Raw genomic sequence first — 16,136 nt, 5'->3', positions numbered from 1 at the left:
GGAGAGCACCATGGACGCCACCGCACACGCCTGGCTGACGCCCGGCACCAGCGCCGTGGTGCACTCGGTGTTCACCCACGCGGTCAACCTGGAGCTGCCCGACGGGCGGTTCCTCACCCTGGCCGATCCGTCGCTGGGCACCGGCCCCCGCGCGATCACCCTCGCGGCCTCGGGCCGCCAGGGCCTCACGGCAGGCGATCAGCTGTGGCTCACCTCCACACAGATCGAGACGCCCGGCGGCGTCGTCGCCCTGCCCGACGTCGTGCTGGACCACACCCTGGTGCTCACGCCGGCCCTCCAGGCGGCGCTCGCCCACGCCCGTGCCCTGTGCGCGGCCGCGGCGAGGCCCCCCGCCGGACCGTGGGAGAAGCGTGGGGACCAGATGCTGGCGACGCGCTTCACCGCGCTGCTCGACCAGCTCACCTCACCCGAGCACGACCTGGGACCGGAGGTGGCCGCACTGGTGGGCCTGGGCCAGGGCCTGACCCCCAGCGGGGACGACCTGCTGTGCGGGTTGACGCTGGCCCTCCCGCGGACCGGCCCGTGGGCCGCGCGCCGCAGCGCACTCGTGGCGGCCATCGACGCCGCGGCGCACACCACCGTCCCGCTCTCAGCGTCGTTCCTGTCCGACGCCGGTCGCGGGCAGGCCCGCTCCCAGGTCCACGAGCTCGTCTCGGCACTGACGACGGGCACCGACGTGCCCGGCGCAGTCGAGGCGGTGCTCACGATCGGCCATCGCTCCGGGCACGACCTCCTCACCGGTCTGCTCAGCGGACTCTCCTGTGCACGCCCAACCCTTCTCAGCAAAGGATCAGCATGACTACCCACCACACGGTGAAGAAGAACACGTACGTGGACTCGGTCTCCCTCATGTCCATCTCCACCAAGGCTAACCAGATCGAGGGCGTCACCCAGGCCTTCGTCGCCATGGGCACCCCGATGAACAAGGAGGTGCTGGCCAACCTCGACCTGCTCACCGACGAGCTGGACGCCGCGACCGGGGGAGACCTCATGGTGGTGCTCGAGGTCGAGAACCCCGACCAGCTCGACGGGGCGCTGCAGGCCCTGGAAGACCTGCTCGCCCGCAAGAACAACGACACCGGCGCGAGCCAGACGCGGTACCGCACCCTGGACGCCGCGCTCGAGAGCGACCCTGACTCGAACCTCGTCATGATCAGCGTCAACGGCACCTTCGCCGCCCGTGAGGCCCAGAAGGCGCTCAACGGCGGCAAGAACGTGCTCATGTTCTCCGACAACGTCTCGGTGGCCGACGAGCTCGCGCTCAAGCAGCTCGCCCACTCCAAGGGCCTGCTCATGATGGGCCCCGACTGCGGGACCGCCATCCTCGGCGGCGTCGCGCTCGCCTTCGGCAACGCCGTCCGCCGCGGCACCATCGGCATCATCGGCGCGTCGGGAACCGGCAGCCAGGAGATCTCCGTGCGCGTGCACGACTTCGGTGGCGGGGTGTCCCAGCTCATCGGCACCGGTGGCCGCGACCTCTCGGCCGAGATCGGCGGGATCACGATGATCGACGCGATCCACGCCCTGGACGCCGACCCCGAGACCGAGGTCATCGTCCTCGTGTCCAAGCCGCCGGCGCCCGAGGTCGAGGACAAGGTGCTCGCCGTCGCCGGGAAGATCTCCAAGCCCGTCATCGTGTGCTTCCTCGGCTCCGAGCGCAACGAGTCGCCGTACGCGAACGTGACCTTCGTCGCCGGCACCAAGCCCGCCGCCCTCGCCGCGGTGCTGGCCACCGGGGTGGACGAGTCCACCCTCGACCTGCACTCGCTCAACTGGCCGCTGATCGAGGAGGTCCGCGCCAAGCTCAACCCCGAGCAGAAGTACATCCGCGGGCTGTTCTGCGGAGGCACGCTGTGCGACGAGGCGCTCTACGCCGCGCTGGCGAAGTTCCCCGACGTGTACTCCAACATCCAGAAGGACCCGGCCTACCAGCTCTCCGCGCGCAGCGCGTCCAAGGCGCACACCTTCCTCGACCTCGGCGACGACGAGTTCACCGACGGCAAGCCGCACCCCATGATCGACCCGTCCAACCGCCTCGCGCGCATCGTCACCGAAGCCGCCGACCCTGAGGTCGGCGTGCTGGTCATGGACTTCATCGTGGGCTTCGGCTCCCACGAGGACCCGGTCGGGGTGACCATCCCCGCCATCGTCGAGGCTCAGCGGATCGCCCGTGAAGGCGGACGCCACCTCGAGATCCTCGGCTACGTGCTGGGCACCGACCTGGACACCCCCTCGGTCGCCGAGCAGATCGCCCAGCTCGAAGCCGTGGGCGTCACCATCGCGTCTTCCTCCACCAACACCGGCCTGCTCGCGCGGGAATTCGTCGCTCAGGAGAACAACTGATGACTCTCACCTCACTCTTTGCCAAGCCAGTGGTCGTCAACCTCGGCCTGGACATGTTCGCCGATGACATCACCCGCCAGGGCGCCTCGGCCATCCGCATGGACTGGGCTCCTCCCGGCGGCGGCGACCCGACGATGGTCGCTCACCTGCGCGCCCTCGAAGAGCCTGCGCTCGCAGCGACGATCGACGAGGCGAACGCCGAGGCCTTCGCTCGCATCACCTCCGCCCAGCCGGTGCTGACCGGCTTCGGCCCCGCGATCGACGTCGTGCCCGGCATGACGGCGACGACCATCCTGCACGCGGGCCCGCCCATCGAGTGGGAGCGGATGAACGGCCCCATGAAGGGGGCCGTGACCGGCGCCCTCGTGTTCGAGGGCCTCGCCACGACCGTCGAGGAGGCCTACGAGGTCGCCGGGTCGGGGGAGATCACCTTCGCTCCGTGCCACGAGTACGGCGCCGTCGGCTCCATGGCCGGGGTGACCTCGGCGAGCATGTACATGCACGTGGTCGAGAACAAGACCCACGGCAACATCGCCTACACCAACCTGTCCGAGCAGCTGTCCAAGATCCTGCGGATGGGCGCCAACGACCAGTCGGTCATCGACCGCCTGGTCTGGATGCGCGAGCTCTTCGGCCCGATGCTGGCCGAGGCGATGACCCTCAACCCCGACGGCATCGACCTGCGCCTCATGATGGCCCAGGCGCTGCACATGGGCGACGAGTGCCACAACCGCAACGTGGCGGGCACGACCCTGCTGATCCAGGCGCTGTCGCCGTACCTCGTCGAGACGTCGTTCTCCAACGCCGAGAAGCGCGCGGTGCTCGACTTCGTCGCCTCGAGCGACTACTTCTCCGGTCCCACGTGGATGGCCGCAGCCAAGGCCGCGATGGACGCTGCCCAGGGTGTGGAGAACTCCACGGTGGTCACGGCCATGGCCCGCAACGGCGTGGACTTCGGCATCCGGGTGGCCGGGCTCCCCGGTCAGTGGTTCACCGGACCTGCCCAGCAGGTCATGGGCCCGATGTTCGCCGGGTACAAGCCGGAGGACTCCGGCCTGGACATCGGCGACTCGGCCATCACCGAGACCTACGGCATCGGTGGCTTCTCCATGGCCGCCGCACCCGCGATCGTCGCCCTCGTCGGTGGCACCGTGGACGAAGCCATGGACTACTCGCGGTCGATGAACGACATCACCACGGGCAACAACCCCAACGTGACCATCCCCGCGCTGAACTTCATGGGCGCACCCACCGGCATCGATGTCCGCAAGGTCATGGAGACCGGCGTGCTCCCCGTGATCAACACCGCGATCGCGCACAAGGACGCCGGCATCGGCATGATCGGCGCTGGCATCGTCAACCCCCCTGTCGAGGCCTTCGCCAAGGCCCTGACGGCCATCTCCTCCTCGTACACCGCCTAACCCTCCCACCCCTACCCGGCCGCCGTCAGTGCTGACGGCGGCCCCACCTGAAACGAGTTGTCATGTCCACTCCTCTGTGGCGTCGCGGTGACTGGGCCGCGTACTTTGGGCTGTTCAGCAACAACCTGACCAACTTGCTCACGATGCTCGCGCTGTTGATCGGCGTGGTGGGTCTGCCATCGTCGATGGTCATCGGGCGCATCGCGCCGGCCTTCGGGTTCGCCGTCATGCTCGCCTCGATCTTCTACGTCGTCTTCGCTCGGCAGCTGGCCAAGAAGACTGGACGCACCAACATCACCGCGTTGCCATCGGGCCCGAGCGCGCCCTCGATCTTCACGGTGACGTTCCTGGTCCTCATGCCCATCTACACCCAGACCAACGACGCTGAGTTCGCCTTGAAGGTTGGGCTGGTGTGGTGCTTCATCGAAGGGCTGATCCTCTTCGTCGGAGCGTTCTTGGGTGACCTGCTGCGCAGGGCCGTACCTCGCACGGTGCTGCTGTCCTGCCTGGCGGGTCTTGGCCTGATGCTGCTGGCGATGAACCCGATGCTGCAGGCCTTCCACACTCCCGTGGTTGCCTTCGTGGTGCTCGCGCTGATCTTCATCAACTGGTTCGGCCGTCAGCCGATGTTCAAGCGGATCCCCACGGGGCTGCTGCTGCTCATCGCGGGCACCGCACTGGCCTGGGCCTTCGGGCTGCAGTCCCCGGAGGCGATCACCAGCGGGCTGGCTGAGGCGGGGTTCAACCCGCCCACCTTCCACGTGACGGACTTCATCTCGGGCCTCGGCGTCGCTGGTCCGTATCTGGCCTCGGCCATCCCGCTCGCCCTCGCCAACTATGTCTTCGACCTGGAGAACATCGAAGGCGCCCACGCCGCAGGCGACCCGTACCCCACCCGTCGCGTCATGCTCGCCAACGGTGGCACCTCGATGGTCGGTGCCCTCATGGGCAACCCCTTCCCGGTGACGGTCTACGTGGGACACACCGCGTACAAGGAGATGGGCGCCGGCATCGGCTACACCCTGTTCTCAGGCATCACGATGTTCGTCGTCGGCCTCTTCGGGCTGGGGTCCTTCCTGCTTGCAGTCATCCCGATGGCGGCGATCGCACCGATCCTCATCTACATCGGTATCGTCACCGCCAACCAGGTGGTCCGCGAGACTCCCAGGCTCGAGGTCCCGGTGATCTTCGTGGCGCTCTTCCCGTGGGTGGGCAACTGGGCGCTGACGCTGACCGGCAACACCCTCAAGGCCGCCGGAACCAACGCTGGTGAGGTCACCTCTGGCGCCCTCGAGGCAGCTGGTGTGGACTACCCCGGGCTCTTCGCACTGGGGAACGGTGCGCCGCTGGCCTCGCTGTTGTGGGGGTGCATCGCGATCTTCGCCATCCGCAACCAGCCGCTGCGTGCTGCGGTCGCCGCCGCCGTGGCTGCCGTGCTGGCCATCTTCGGGATCATCCACCAGGCGGTGCCCGTGCTGGGTGGTGAACGACCGAGCGAGTTCGCGATCGGCTACGGCATGGTCGCCTTGCTCTTCGTGCTGAAGCACTTCCTCAACGCACGGGCCGGCACCACCGAGGTCTACGACTCCGAGGTCATGGCTGCGGCATCCGCCGCTGCACCGGCCCCGGCAGCCGCAGCCGCCTCGGGCCCCGTGCCCTCGCTCACCGCCACCGCGACGGAGGAGACCAGCCCGAGCCGACCCACGTCGTCGGGCTGACCCAGCTCTGAGACGTCCCCTTGCTCCACCGGCTTGCCCTCGTGACATCGAGGGCAAGCCGCCCCTCGTGAAGGAGAAACTATGCGTATCGTCGTCGCCCTCGGTGGCAACGCCATCTCACGGCGTGGTGAAGCGATCACCATCGACAACCAGCGTGCGAACCTCCGTGAGGCTGCGGGCCCCCTGGCCGAGGTCGGGTGCGAGCACGAGCTCGTCATCACGCACGGCAACGGACCGCAGGTTGGTCTGCTGGCCCTGCAGAACGCCGCCTACGCCGGCTCGCCTGCCTCCCCGCTCGATGTCCTGGGCGCGCAGACCCAGGGCCTGATCGGCTACCTCATCGAGCTCGAGCTGCGCAACGCCCTGCATGACCGCACGATGCTCACGACCGTGCTCACCTTGGTCAGCGTGTCCCGCGACGACCCTGCCTTCGCCAACCCGACCAAGTTCGTCGGGCCGGTCTACACCCAGGCCGAGGCAGATTCCCTCGCCGCCGAGCGCGGCTGGACCTTCGCCCTCGACGGCGACGCGCCGCGCCGCGTGGTGCCGTCCCCGGCACCCACGCGCGTGGTCCAGGTCGACTCGGTCAAGCGCCTGCTCGCCGGTGGACACATCGTGGTCAGCTCCGGCGGCGGCGGAGTGCCCGTGGCCATCGACGAGGACGGCACCTTCTCCGGTGTGGAGGTTGTCGTGGACAAGGACGCCTCCTCGGCGATGCTCGCCGGGGCGATCGAGGCGGACCTCTTCGTGCTGGCCACCGACGCCGACGCCGTCATGCTCGACTGGGGGACCCCGGACGAGCGTGCGATCAAGGCGATCACCCCGCAGGCGCTGGACGCCTACGACTTCGCTGACGGGTCGATGGGACCCAAGGTGGCGGCGGCTCGCTCCTTCGTGGAGTCCGGTCGTGGGCGCGCGGTCATCGGTCGTCTCTCCGACCTGCCCCGGATCCTTGCCGGGGAAGCCGGCACGGTCATCGCCCTGGACGTGCCCGGAGGCGCGCAGATGTACCCCTGAGATCCAGCACCCCATGCTCGCGACGCATCACGAACCCAGGACCCCTCGGCTGTGGTGACCACAGCGTCGCGGTGAGCCGGGAGTCGGTACGCCGACTCCCGGCTTTCTCATGTCAGGTCGGGGTTGATCTGGAGCATCATCGCCGTGCTCGAGTTGAGGTGGTTGGCCGCCAGCTCGTCGATGCGGGCGGTGTCACCGGCGCGCACGGCGTCGAAGATCTCGTGGTGCTGACGCAGCACCTCGTCGACGTCCTCGTGCTGGGTGAGCAGCCACCCCATCCGGGGGTCGAGCACGTTCATGACAGCCTGCAGGTTGCGCGAGCCGGCGAGGTCGCACAGCAGGCTGTGGAACTGGGTGTTGAGCAGCACCGCGTCGGAGTGCCGACCAGCCTCGATCGCGCGGTGGGTGCGGGACAGCAGGTCCTCGACCTGCGCGGCACCCTCGTCGTCCAGGCGGGCGGCCAGACGCCGGAAGACCAGCCCGTCGAGCACGCTGCGCAGCTCGAGGATCTCGGCGATGTCATCGCGGGTGAGCTCGGTGACGTACAGGCCGGTGCGGCCTCGTTCCTCGGCCAGGCCGTCGCGGACGAGCTCGCGCAGCGCCTCCCGGACCGGCACGCGGGACACCTCGAGCTCGTCAGCCAGCGCCCGCTCGACCAGGTGGGTCCCGGGGGACAGCTCCCGGTCCAGGATGCGTCGACGGATCTCCTCATACACGGCCTGGCTCAAGGTCGTGTGGGCGCGGCCGACCGGGGTCACGAGTTTGGTCACCCCCCGATCTTAGCGTCGATCATCGGCGCAGAACCGGGCCCCACCTGGGACGTTGACGCTGCGACCGGGAGGGCGGCTACCCCCAGGTGAAGAGCGTGCGACCGTCCACCCCGGTGATGCGGGCGCTGGCCCCGCCGGTCAGGTCGAGCTCGACGAGGAGAGTCCCGCCGTCGCCGGTCTGCTCGATCACGCAGCGGGTGTTGCTCAGCTCGCGCATCGTGGAGCGCGCGCGCACCAGCCACGGGTGCTGGCGACGCAGGGCGATGAGCGCCCGGTGCGCGTCAGCCACCGGGCCGTGCAGCCCGGGCAGCTCTTCCGGTGTGGGCGGGAAGGTGGGACGGACGGCGTCGTCGCCCCCGAGCCGGTCTTCTTTGAGCCCGGTCATCGCGACCTCGTCGCCGGCGTAGATCGAGGGGATGCCCGCGGTGGTCGCCAGGACGACCAGGGCCAGCACAGCCTTGTCCGGCCCGACCGTGGTGGCGATGCGCGTGACGTCGTGGTTGCCCACGAAGGTCTGCGGCACGAAGGTGGCCAGGAGGTCGTCGTGGCGGCGCAGGGTCCAGTCGAGCTCGTAGAAGTTCTCCTGCTCGAGGCTGCTCCAGATGGCCTTCCACAGCTCGTACTGGGTGACCGAGTCGACGCCGGAGGCAGCCACATAGGCCGCGTAGTCGCCGTGGATCATCTCCCCGACGATCCACGCCTGGGGGTAGGCGCTCCGCACGCGGGGGAGCACCGCCGCCCAGAAGGAGGGGTCGACGGCGTAGGCGGCGTCCAGCCGCCACCCGTCGGCGCCAGCCTCCAGCCAGTGCATCATGACCCCCGCGACCCAGTCAGCCACCGCCGGGTTGGCGTGGTTGAGGGCCACGAGGCTCGAGTGCCCCTCGAAGTCCGCGAAGGTCGGACCGCCGGGGGAGTCCCAGTCGATGCGGAACCAGTCCGCGTGCTCGCCGTGCGGACCCTGCTCCAGCGCGGCGAGGGCCAACGGGTGCTCGCGGCCCACGTGGTTGAAGACGCCGTCGAGCAGGACGCGCACGCCGCGCTCGCGCGCCGCTGCCACCAGGGCGTCGAAGTCTGCGCGGGTACCCAGGCGCGGGTCGATCTCGAGGTGGTCGATCGTGTCGTAGCCGTGGGTGCTGGAGGCGAACACCGGACCGAGCAGGAGGCCGTTGAGCCCAAGCTCGACCACGTGGTCCAGCCACGGCACCAGGGCGCGCAGCCCGCCGCCAGGCGGGGGCGGGCGGTGCTCCTCGCGCACCGGGACGCCGGTGAACCCGAGGGGGTAGACCTGCCACCAGATGGCGTGCTCAGCCCACGGTGCCATGGGAGTCTCCTTCGTCGCAGCGTGCGCAGTCGCGTCTGCGCCTGGCAAGTCTAGGACGCAGGCCCGGTCGGGCGGCGACGCCCGAACCCAGCGCTCGAAAAGTCTGCCTCAGGTCGACCCGAGACCAGAGACGAAGGGCACGATCGTCCGCTCAACGAGCGCTAGACGTTCGGACTGCGGCAGCATGAGGCACTGCATCGTGACCCCGTCGATCAGTGCAAAGAGCTGCGAAGCCGCATGGTCCGAGAGGTCCTGGTCGATGAACCATTGCCGAAGTTCTTCATCGAGCTGCGCCGAGGCCGCAGCCAGCTCCGCATCGGTGGCCGAGATCGCGGCGTAGGCGAGCCAGACGCGAGCGCGGCGTTCGCGTCGATCGTCGAGGGGGAGCCACTGCTGCACAAAGTCCATCAGCGTAGTGGCCTGTGCAGCCACGACGTCTGCGAGGAACTGTTCTCCCGCGTAGTCGAAGCCTGCCCGCACCAGGTCACTCTTCGTGCGGTAGTAATACTGCACCTGTGCTGGGGAGACGCCCGCGGCTGCGGCGACACTGCGGACGCTCAGGGCTCCCACTCCTTGCTCGGCGAGCACTGTGAGTACGCCGTCAAGCAAGCGGGGAAAGGTCATCAGTCCTGAGGCCCTCCCGACTTCATCATGGACCATCCGGTCGCGCCGATCTCGATCACGCCCAGCACTGCGATGACCAGGCCAGCTTGGCGAAGGCCGATGACGGGGGTCTCGACGTCCAGGAATGCAAAGTACATCGCCAAGCCTCCGATAGTCATGACAGCGCCGACAACAAGTGCCCATCCGTGCTTGCTCATCATGCACCCTTCTCTCTATACGTTCGTACTGTACAAACGTATAGGTCGAGGATATGGCTATCCGATATGTCGGTCAAGACCTGACATCAGTGAGCAGAAAAGTCGCGTCTGCCGTCATCGGTTCAGCTCCATCTCCCCTGTGTGGCTGGTGGTCCGCAGCGCCGTCGGTGGCGACGGCTGCTCGGGCCACGCGAGGATGAGGTAGTCCTCGACGGCGTCGAGGCGTGCGGCGTCGTAGTCGGTGTCACGGCCCTTCGCGTGGATCCGCAGCCGGTAGTCACCAGGCCCGCACGCGTCCAGGCGCACCTCGGGGCCGGTAGTCCCCCCGATCCCCATGACCTGCAGCGGCCCTGAGCGGACCGTCAAGGACACCTCTGCGATGTCCTCCCAACCCTCGGCGATCATCGACGGGCGAGAGGTGATCGCCTCGCCCCAGACCTTGACGTTCCCGGACGAGATCCCCGTCGTCACGAACGTCTCCTGATCACGCGCCTCGAACACCAGGCACACAGGCCCGGTGACCGGCTGCAGGGGGCCTTGCGTCCAGGAGAGTTCTCCGACGGAGAAGATGTGCCGGTCGAGGTACACGAGTGTGGGTTCAGCGGTCATTGTGAGTACTCCTCCTCGGGTGAGGTCGACGTCGAGGGCGTCGGCCGGATCAATGCCTCTATGCGCAGCGCGCCCCCCGGGATGTCGCGCGCGATGGTGACCAGCTCGTCGGTGACGTAGGTGACCCCGAAGTAGCGGTCGTACTCACCGTCGAACCCGAAGCCTCCGCCCGTCATGTAACCGACCCCTTGGTCATCGCCGACGTCGATCAGCTCCGCGATCCGGTCGAAGACCTCCGGTGGCCACGGGCTGGCGGTCAGCAGGAGCGAGTCCCCGTAGAGCGGCCGCAGTGCTGCTCCTGCGCGCTCCAGGTCGTGGGTGACCACGTGGGCGTATCCGTACGCGTCGACGGCTCGGCTCAGGACGACGCCGGTCTCACGCAGTCGAGCCCACGCCCGCGCGATCACCTTCGCGTCCCCGGCGCTGATGCTGGGGCGAGGGGGCCGGTCCGGGCGTGGCTCTACCCAAGTGGCAGCGCGCCTGACCCTGTGGGGTATCGGTCCCACCGTGTCGACCTCCAGAGCCGATCCCGTCCATCGACCCGACACCGTGCAGTGCCGTCCGAGGAGCGCGTCCCCGTCAACGAGGTGAAGGCGGGCGACACTCCCTCCCGCGACGTAGAGCTCTCGAGGAGGAGGCCCGCCAGGGTGAGGGTCCTCGTACCTCAGCCCGAACCCATCGACCAGGCGGACGACCGAACCGAACCCCTCAGCGTGGTCGCCCGCCTTGAGTGGTGTCAGCTCCATGGACTGCTGCTCCTGGGTCCGCGAGTCATCCCGATGCCACGAGGCCGCGAGGTGCGCCCGCGCCGCACCGCTGCACCGCTAAGCGACACCGAGATAGGCGTCCTTGATCGCCGGGTCTGCGAGCAGGGTCTTGCCCGGTCCGGTGCGCACCACCGTGCCGGTCTCCAAGACGTAGGCGCGGTCGGACCGGGACAACGCCTGCTGGGCGTTCTGCTCCACGAGCAGCACCGTGGTGCCCTGTTTGTTGATCTCGGAGATGATGCGGAAGATCTGCTGGATGATCATCGGGGCGAGGCCCATGGACGGCTCGTCGAGGAGCAGCAGGCGGGGACGGGCCATGAGTGCCCGGCCGATGGCGAGCATCTGCTGCTCACCACCGGACATGGTGCCGCCCACCTGCGTGCGACGTTCTGCCAGGCGAGGGAAGAACGTGAACACCCGCTCGACCGTCTCGTCGTGCTCGGCTTTCGTCTTGAAGGTCCGGGCGAAGCACCCCATCTCGAGGTTCTCCATGACGGTCATGCCGGCGAACACCCCGCGGCCCTCAGGCGCCTGGATGATCCCCGCGTGCACCCTCAGGTGCGGCTTCATCCGCGTGACGTCCTGACCGTCGAAGATGATCGAGCCCCGGGCCAGCGGGTGCACGCCGGAGATGGCGCGCATCGTCGTCGTCTTGCCCGCGCCGTTGGCGCCGATGAGCGTGACGAGCTCGCCCTCCTCGACCGTGAGGGAGATGCCGTGCAGCGCCTCGATCCTCCCGTAGGCGACGGTCATGTCGGTGACCTCAAGCAGTGGCATCGTCAGGTACCCCCAGGTAGGCGGCGATCACGGCGGGGTTGGTGGTGACCTGCTCGGGTGTGCCGTCAGCGATGACGCGCCCGAACTCCAGGACGACGATCCTGTCCGTCACCCCGCGCACCAGTCGCATGTCGTGCTCGATGAGCAGGACGGTGTACCCGTCGTCGCGGATGTGGCGGATGAGTTCCATGAGCGACTCTTTCTCCGCCGGGTTGAAGCCTGCGGCCGGCTCGTCTAGGCACAGGAGCTTCGGTTCGGTCGCCAGGGCCCGAGCGATCTCCAGGCGACGCTGTTCCCCGTAGGAGAGGTTGCGCGCCTTGTCTGTGGCCCGCGCACCCACGCCGACGAACTCCAGCAGCGCCATCGCCCGGTCCATGCCCTCGCGTTCCTCGTGGCGGTGGCGGCGAGAACGCAGGAGTGCGCCGGGCACCGACGTGCGGTGCCGTGCGTCCGTCCCGACGACGACGTTCTCCAGCGCCGTCATCTCGCTGAACAGCCGGATGTTCTGGAAGGTGCGGGCGATCCCCAGCTGGGTGATCTGGTGACGCTTGCGGTTGCCGAGCGCCGCGCCGTCGAACAGGACGTTGCCGGAGGTGGGCCGGTAGACACCGGTCATCGCGTTGAAGCAGGTCGTCTTGCCGGCGCCGTTGGGTCCGATGAGCCCGAGGATCTCCCCGCGGCGGATGTCGAAGGTCACCGAGTCCAGCGCGGTGAGCCCGCCGAAGGTCAGCGTGACGTCCTGCATGCGCAGGATCGGCTCGCCGACGTCGGCCTGCACCGCGCGCGTGGGCGCGACCATCTCGGCGACGACGTCCGGGTCAGCGAGCTCGGGGTGGACATCGGCGACGTCGACGGAGACCGGCTCGTCGAGACCGCCACCAGGCATGTCCGTCTCGCGCGGGCCGGTGTCGAAGTTGGTCTCGGTGTCCCGGTAGGGCTCGTCGTGCTCAGCGCCTGCGCCGATGCCGCCGGGGTCGTGGCTGGTCATGCGGCGTCCTTCCGTGCGGTGCGGCGTGCGGCCAGGTAGATCTCGCGCCCGTACGCCAGGAGCTTCTGACGCACCGGGATGAGGCCCTGGGGCCGGAAGACCATGAGGACCATGAGGGCGATGCCGAAGAAGAGGTAGCGGAACTCCGCGATCTCCGTGCCGTTGATCGGGATGCCGAGCAGCTCGGTCCGGCCGAGGAAGAAGTTCGGCAGGTAGACGATGAGGAAGGCGCCGAGGATCACCCCGAGCTTGTTGCCCTGGCCACCCAGGACCACCGCGCACAGGAAGAGCACGGAGTTGATGACGTTGAAGTTCGTCGGGTTCACGAACTGCACCTGACCGGCGTAGAGCGCGCCGGACACCCCGCCGATCGACGCGCCGATGACAAAGGCCCAGAGCTTGAACCGGAAGGTCGGGACGCCCATGATCTCTGCGGCGTCCTCGTCCTCCCGGATCGCGACCCAGGAGCGCCCCACACGCGACCGCTCGAGGTTCCCCACGGCGACGAGGGTGATGAGGATGAGCACGATGCTCAGCCAGTACCACCACACCCCGGAGTTGAGCGTGCCCGACGACGCTCCTGCGGAGAACACCCCGTTCGTGTTCTCCTCGCTGATCCCGATGCGGGGGTAGGCGACCTGGGAGAGGCCGCGTCCGCCGCCGGTGACCTCGTCGAGGTTGTCAGCGAGCAGCCGGACGATCTCACCGAAGCCGAGGGTGACGATCGCGAGGTAGTCCCCGCGCAGGCGCAGCGTCGGCGAGCCCAGGATGAGGCCGGACATGGCCGTGATGGCCACGGCGATGGGCAGCGCCGCCAGCCAGGCCCAGTCGCGGGACAGCCAGCCGCCGTCCCCGGTCTGGTTCCACGGGCTCGACGGGCTGGTGAGGATGGCGACCGTGTAGGCGCCGACGGCGTAGAAGCCGACGTAGCCCAGGTCCAGCAGGCCCGCCTGCCCCACGACGACGTTGAGGCCGATCGCGATGAGCGCGTACATGCCGAACTGCGCCATCACGGCACCGAAGTTGGTGCCGACCGTGGTCAGGACGGGCAGGTTGAGCACCGGCAGCAGGGCGATGAAGACGATGAACGGCGATCCCACCAACCACTGGGTGGGCCGGGCGAGAGCGTCCCACCACAGCCGGAGGGTGTCACCCAGCCCGCCGTGGGGGCGGTCGGCGACCTTGGAGGACGCGGGGGTGCCGGTGGGCGGGGTGGTCCTGGTCTCGCTCATGCTCGCGACCTCGCCAGCGACTCACCGAGGATCCCGGTCGGGCGGACCATGAGGACGGCGATGAGGAGGACGAACGCGACGACGTCGCGCCACTCGGTGCCGAAGAGGACCTGGCCGTAGTTCTCCATGACGCCCAGCAGCAGCCCGCCCAGGAGAGCTCCGCGCAGATTGCCGATGCCGCCGAGCACCGCGGCGCAGAACGCCTTGATGCCGAGGATGAACCCACCGGAGTAGATGATGCCGTTCGGCACGCGCAGCGTGTAGAGGAGGGCCGCAGCTCCGGCGAGCAGGCCCCCGATGAGGAAGGTCAGCACGATGATCCGCTCCCGCGAGACGCCCATGAGCGTCGCGGTCACCGGGTCCTGGGCCACGGCGCGGATCCCGCGCCCGAACTTCGTCCGGTTGATGAACATGTCGGTGGCCAGCGCCAGGATCAGGGCCGACAGGATGATGATGATGGTGACGTTGGTGATGTTGGCCGTGAAGAGCGTGAACTGGGTCTCGGGGACCACCAGCCGGATGGGCTGCTGGGCGTTGACGCCGCCGAGTCGGTCACCCGTCAGCCGGGGGAGGATGAAGTGCACGAACTCCTGCAGCACGAACGACGCCCCGATCGCGGTGATGAGGAAGGCGAGGGGCTGGGCGCCGCGCTTGCGGAGCGGGCGGTAGGCCACGCGTTCGAGGCCTACCGCCACTCCGCCGGAGACCGCCATGCCCCCCACGAGCGCGATGGCGAGGTACACCACCGTCATCGTGACGCCGAGGTTGTAGGCGTTCCCGCTCGGCGCGAAGCCCAGCATCATGAGCACTGCATACTGACCGAACATCCCGAGCATGAAGACCTCGGAGTGGGCGAAGTTGATCAGTCGCAGCACGCCGTACACGAGGGTGTACCCGACCGCGACGAGCGCGTACACCGATCCGTAGGTGAGCCCATCCACTGTCAAGGCCCAGAAGTTGTCGACGAGCGCTGCGGTGTCGAACCCGACGAGCGGGTCGGCGACCGTCAGTGCGTGGATGAGCTCACCTGTCATGGTGCTGTGCTCCTTCTCCGGTGGGTTGTCGGGTGGTTCCGGAGAGGAGCTAGCTGACCTTGTAGACCCAGATGAGAGCAGACTCGAGCTCGCCGGTCTGGTCCCACTTGTAGTTGCGGGCCAGTCCCGGGCCGTCGTAGGTCTTGACGAACTCCACCAGACCGGCGCGGTCGGTGATGCCGGAGTCGATGCCCTTGAGCATGATCGTCATGAGGTCGTAGCCCTCGGTGGAGTAGACGCCAGGAGCCTGACCGGCGCTCTCCTCGTACTCGGCAGCGAACTCCTCAGGAGCCGGGCCGCACGGGCAGGACAGGATCGCGCCCTCGGAGGCCCCACCGGCCTGGGAGACGAACTGCGGGTCGTTCACGCCGTCGGCCGAGACGAAGGGGATGTCGACGCCGCCGTCGCGCAGTTGCTGGGCGAAGGGTGCGGCCTCGGCGTAGTAGCCGGCGTAGAAGACGGCGTCGGCGTCGGCGCCGCTGATGATCTGGACGGTCGCGGCAAAGTCCTTGTCACCGGTCTTGACCTCTGCGGCGCAGGAGGGGTCCGCGGCGTCGCCGAGGCCCTCGGTGATCTGCTCAGCGAGGCCGATGCCGTAGTCGGAGTTGTCGGCGACGACGCAGACCGTGCTGTAGTCGAGGGTGTCGACGAGGTACTTCGCCACGGCCGGGCCCTGGATCGCGTCGTTGGCGAGGCCCCGGTAGAAGGTGGTCCACCCGTTGGCCGTGAGGTCAGGGTTGGTCGCCGAGGCGGTCAGGGACAGCAGGCCGGCCTGGTTGAAGATCGACCCGGTGGCGTTGGTCTCGCCCGAGAAGGCCGGTCCCAGCAGGCCGAGGATGGTCGCGTCGCCGACGATCTGCGGTGCGACCTGCGTGGCCTTCTGCGGGTCACCCTCGGTGTCAAAGGTCTTCAGCTCGACCTGGCAGTCAGCGTTCGCGGCGTTGTGCTTGTCGAGGGCGACCTGTGCGCCGTACAGGATGTTCTGGCCGAGGGCGGCGTTCGGTCCGGTGAGGGCGCCTGCCATGGCGAGCGAGACGCCGGAGCAGGTCGCGGTCCCGTCACCTGCGGGGTCGGCAGGCTCCTGAGCCTCGCCGGCCTCGACCTCGGCGCCGGTCACGTCGATCTGCACCTCGGGGACGATCGCGAGGTCGGCGGCGGCGGAGCTGGTGCCGGGGGTGTCGCTCTCTGTGCTCCCGGCTTCTTTCTGGCTACAACCTGCGACGACGAGTGTGGCTGCGAGGGCGAGCGCGAGAGCGCTCGACCCGTGCCGTGTCTGAGAACGCATTCGAACCTCCGG

Annotated in this window: 16 protein-coding genes; 5 read left to right on the top strand and 11 right to left on the bottom strand. The window is 68.6% G+C overall.

What is annotated here, in order from left to right:
- Positions 1 to 10: 10 nt before the first annotated feature.
- The 5 genes from SS2_RS08205 to SS2_RS08185 all read left to right on the top strand — a co-directional run bounded on the left by SS2_RS08205 (position 11) and on the right by SS2_RS08185 (position 6,520).
- Positions 11 to 820, top strand: coding sequence for an oxamate carbamoyltransferase subunit AllH family protein (locus SS2_RS08205; protein ID WP_169796280.1), 810 nt, complete (start codon positions 11 to 13; stop codon positions 818 to 820).
- Positions 817 to 2,364, top strand: coding sequence for an acyl-CoA synthetase FdrA (gene fdrA / locus SS2_RS08200; protein WP_066462938.1), 1,548 nt, complete (start codon positions 817 to 819; stop codon positions 2,362 to 2,364). The genes SS2_RS08205 and fdrA overlap by 4 nt, the downstream gene beginning before the upstream one ends.
- The gene (locus tag SS2_RS08195) at positions 2,364 to 3,785 is read left to right on the top strand and encodes a YlbE family protein (protein WP_066462937.1); all 1,422 of its coding nucleotides are present in this window, start codon (positions 2,364 to 2,366) and stop codon (positions 3,783 to 3,785) included. Before fdrA ends, SS2_RS08195 begins: the two co-directional genes overlap by 1 nt.
- Before the next feature lie 62 nt (positions 3,786 to 3,847).
- The gene (locus SS2_RS08190) at positions 3,848 to 5,503 is read left to right on the top strand and encodes a SulP family inorganic anion transporter (protein WP_217995580.1); all 1,656 of its coding nucleotides are present in this window, start codon (positions 3,848 to 3,850) and stop codon (positions 5,501 to 5,503) included.
- Positions 5,504 to 5,584: 81 nt separating this feature from the next.
- A complete protein-coding gene (locus SS2_RS08185) occupies positions 5,585 to 6,520 on the top strand; it encodes a carbamate kinase (protein WP_066462936.1) in 936 nt (311 codons plus the stop codon).
- Positions 6,521 to 6,627: 107 nt separating this feature from the next.
- On the opposite strand, the gene SS2_RS08180 is transcribed toward SS2_RS08185, so the two are convergent.
- From SS2_RS08180 to SS2_RS08135, 11 genes are all read right to left on the bottom strand, one after another.
- Complete coding sequence (locus SS2_RS08180; RefSeq protein WP_083941994.1) at positions 6,628 to 7,290, bottom strand: GntR family transcriptional regulator; 663 nt, start codon at positions 7,288 to 7,290, stop codon at positions 6,628 to 6,630.
- Positions 7,291 to 7,366: 76 nt separating this feature from the next.
- Positions 7,367 to 8,611: an alpha-amylase family protein gene (locus SS2_RS08175; protein ID WP_066462932.1), complete on the bottom strand. Its 1,245-nt coding sequence runs from the start codon at positions 8,609 to 8,611 to the stop codon at positions 7,367 to 7,369.
- Positions 8,612 to 8,719: 108 nt separating this feature from the next.
- Positions 8,720 to 9,235 carry a TetR/AcrR family transcriptional regulator gene (locus SS2_RS08170; RefSeq protein ID WP_066462927.1) on the bottom strand — a complete coding sequence of 172 codons (516 nt, stop codon included), beginning with the start codon at positions 9,233 to 9,235 and terminating at the stop codon, positions 8,720 to 8,722.
- A complete protein-coding gene (locus SS2_RS17600; RefSeq protein ID WP_169796279.1) occupies positions 9,235 to 9,432 on the bottom strand; it encodes a DUF5708 family protein in 198 nt (65 codons plus the stop codon). Before SS2_RS17600 ends, SS2_RS08170 begins: the two co-directional genes overlap by 1 nt.
- A gap of 114 nt (positions 9,433 to 9,546) precedes the next feature.
- The gene (locus SS2_RS08165) at positions 9,547 to 10,041 is read right to left on the bottom strand and encodes a hypothetical protein (protein WP_066462926.1); all 495 of its coding nucleotides are present in this window, start codon (positions 10,039 to 10,041) and stop codon (positions 9,547 to 9,549) included.
- Positions 10,038 to 10,787 carry a hypothetical protein gene (locus SS2_RS17370; protein ID WP_157607251.1) on the bottom strand — a complete coding sequence of 250 codons (750 nt, stop codon included), beginning with the start codon at positions 10,785 to 10,787 and terminating at the stop codon, positions 10,038 to 10,040. Before SS2_RS17370 ends, SS2_RS08165 begins: the two co-directional genes overlap by 4 nt.
- A 78-nt stretch (positions 10,788 to 10,865) precedes the next feature.
- Positions 10,866 to 11,585: an ABC transporter ATP-binding protein gene (locus SS2_RS08155; protein WP_066462924.1), complete on the bottom strand. Its 720-nt coding sequence runs from the start codon at positions 11,583 to 11,585 to the stop codon at positions 10,866 to 10,868.
- Positions 11,572 to 12,573, bottom strand: a complete 1,002-nt coding sequence (locus SS2_RS08150) for an ABC transporter ATP-binding protein (protein WP_066462919.1) — start codon at positions 12,571 to 12,573, stop codon at positions 11,572 to 11,574. Before SS2_RS08150 ends, SS2_RS08155 begins: the two co-directional genes overlap by 14 nt.
- Positions 12,570 to 13,805 carry a branched-chain amino acid ABC transporter permease gene (locus tag SS2_RS08145; protein ID WP_083941990.1) on the bottom strand — a complete coding sequence of 412 codons (1,236 nt, stop codon included), beginning with the start codon at positions 13,803 to 13,805 and terminating at the stop codon, positions 12,570 to 12,572. The genes SS2_RS08150 and SS2_RS08145 overlap by 4 nt, the downstream gene beginning before the upstream one ends.
- A complete protein-coding gene (locus SS2_RS08140; RefSeq protein ID WP_066462917.1) occupies positions 13,802 to 14,839 on the bottom strand; it encodes a branched-chain amino acid ABC transporter permease in 1,038 nt (345 codons plus the stop codon). The genes SS2_RS08145 and SS2_RS08140 overlap by 4 nt, the downstream gene beginning before the upstream one ends.
- 49 nt (positions 14,840 to 14,888) lie before the next feature.
- Complete coding sequence (locus tag SS2_RS08135; RefSeq protein ID WP_066462915.1) at positions 14,889 to 16,124, bottom strand: branched-chain amino acid ABC transporter substrate-binding protein; 1,236 nt, start codon at positions 16,122 to 16,124, stop codon at positions 14,889 to 14,891.
- Positions 16,125 to 16,136 lie beyond the last annotated feature (12 nt).

This window comes from Sanguibacter suarezii NBRC 16159 (genome assembly GCF_001552735.1).
Lineage (GTDB): Bacteria > Actinomycetota > Actinomycetes > Actinomycetales > Cellulomonadaceae > Sanguibacter > Sanguibacter suarezii.
Note: the sequence above shows the minus strand (reverse complement) of the source record. Positions and strands in the feature narration are given on the sequence as shown.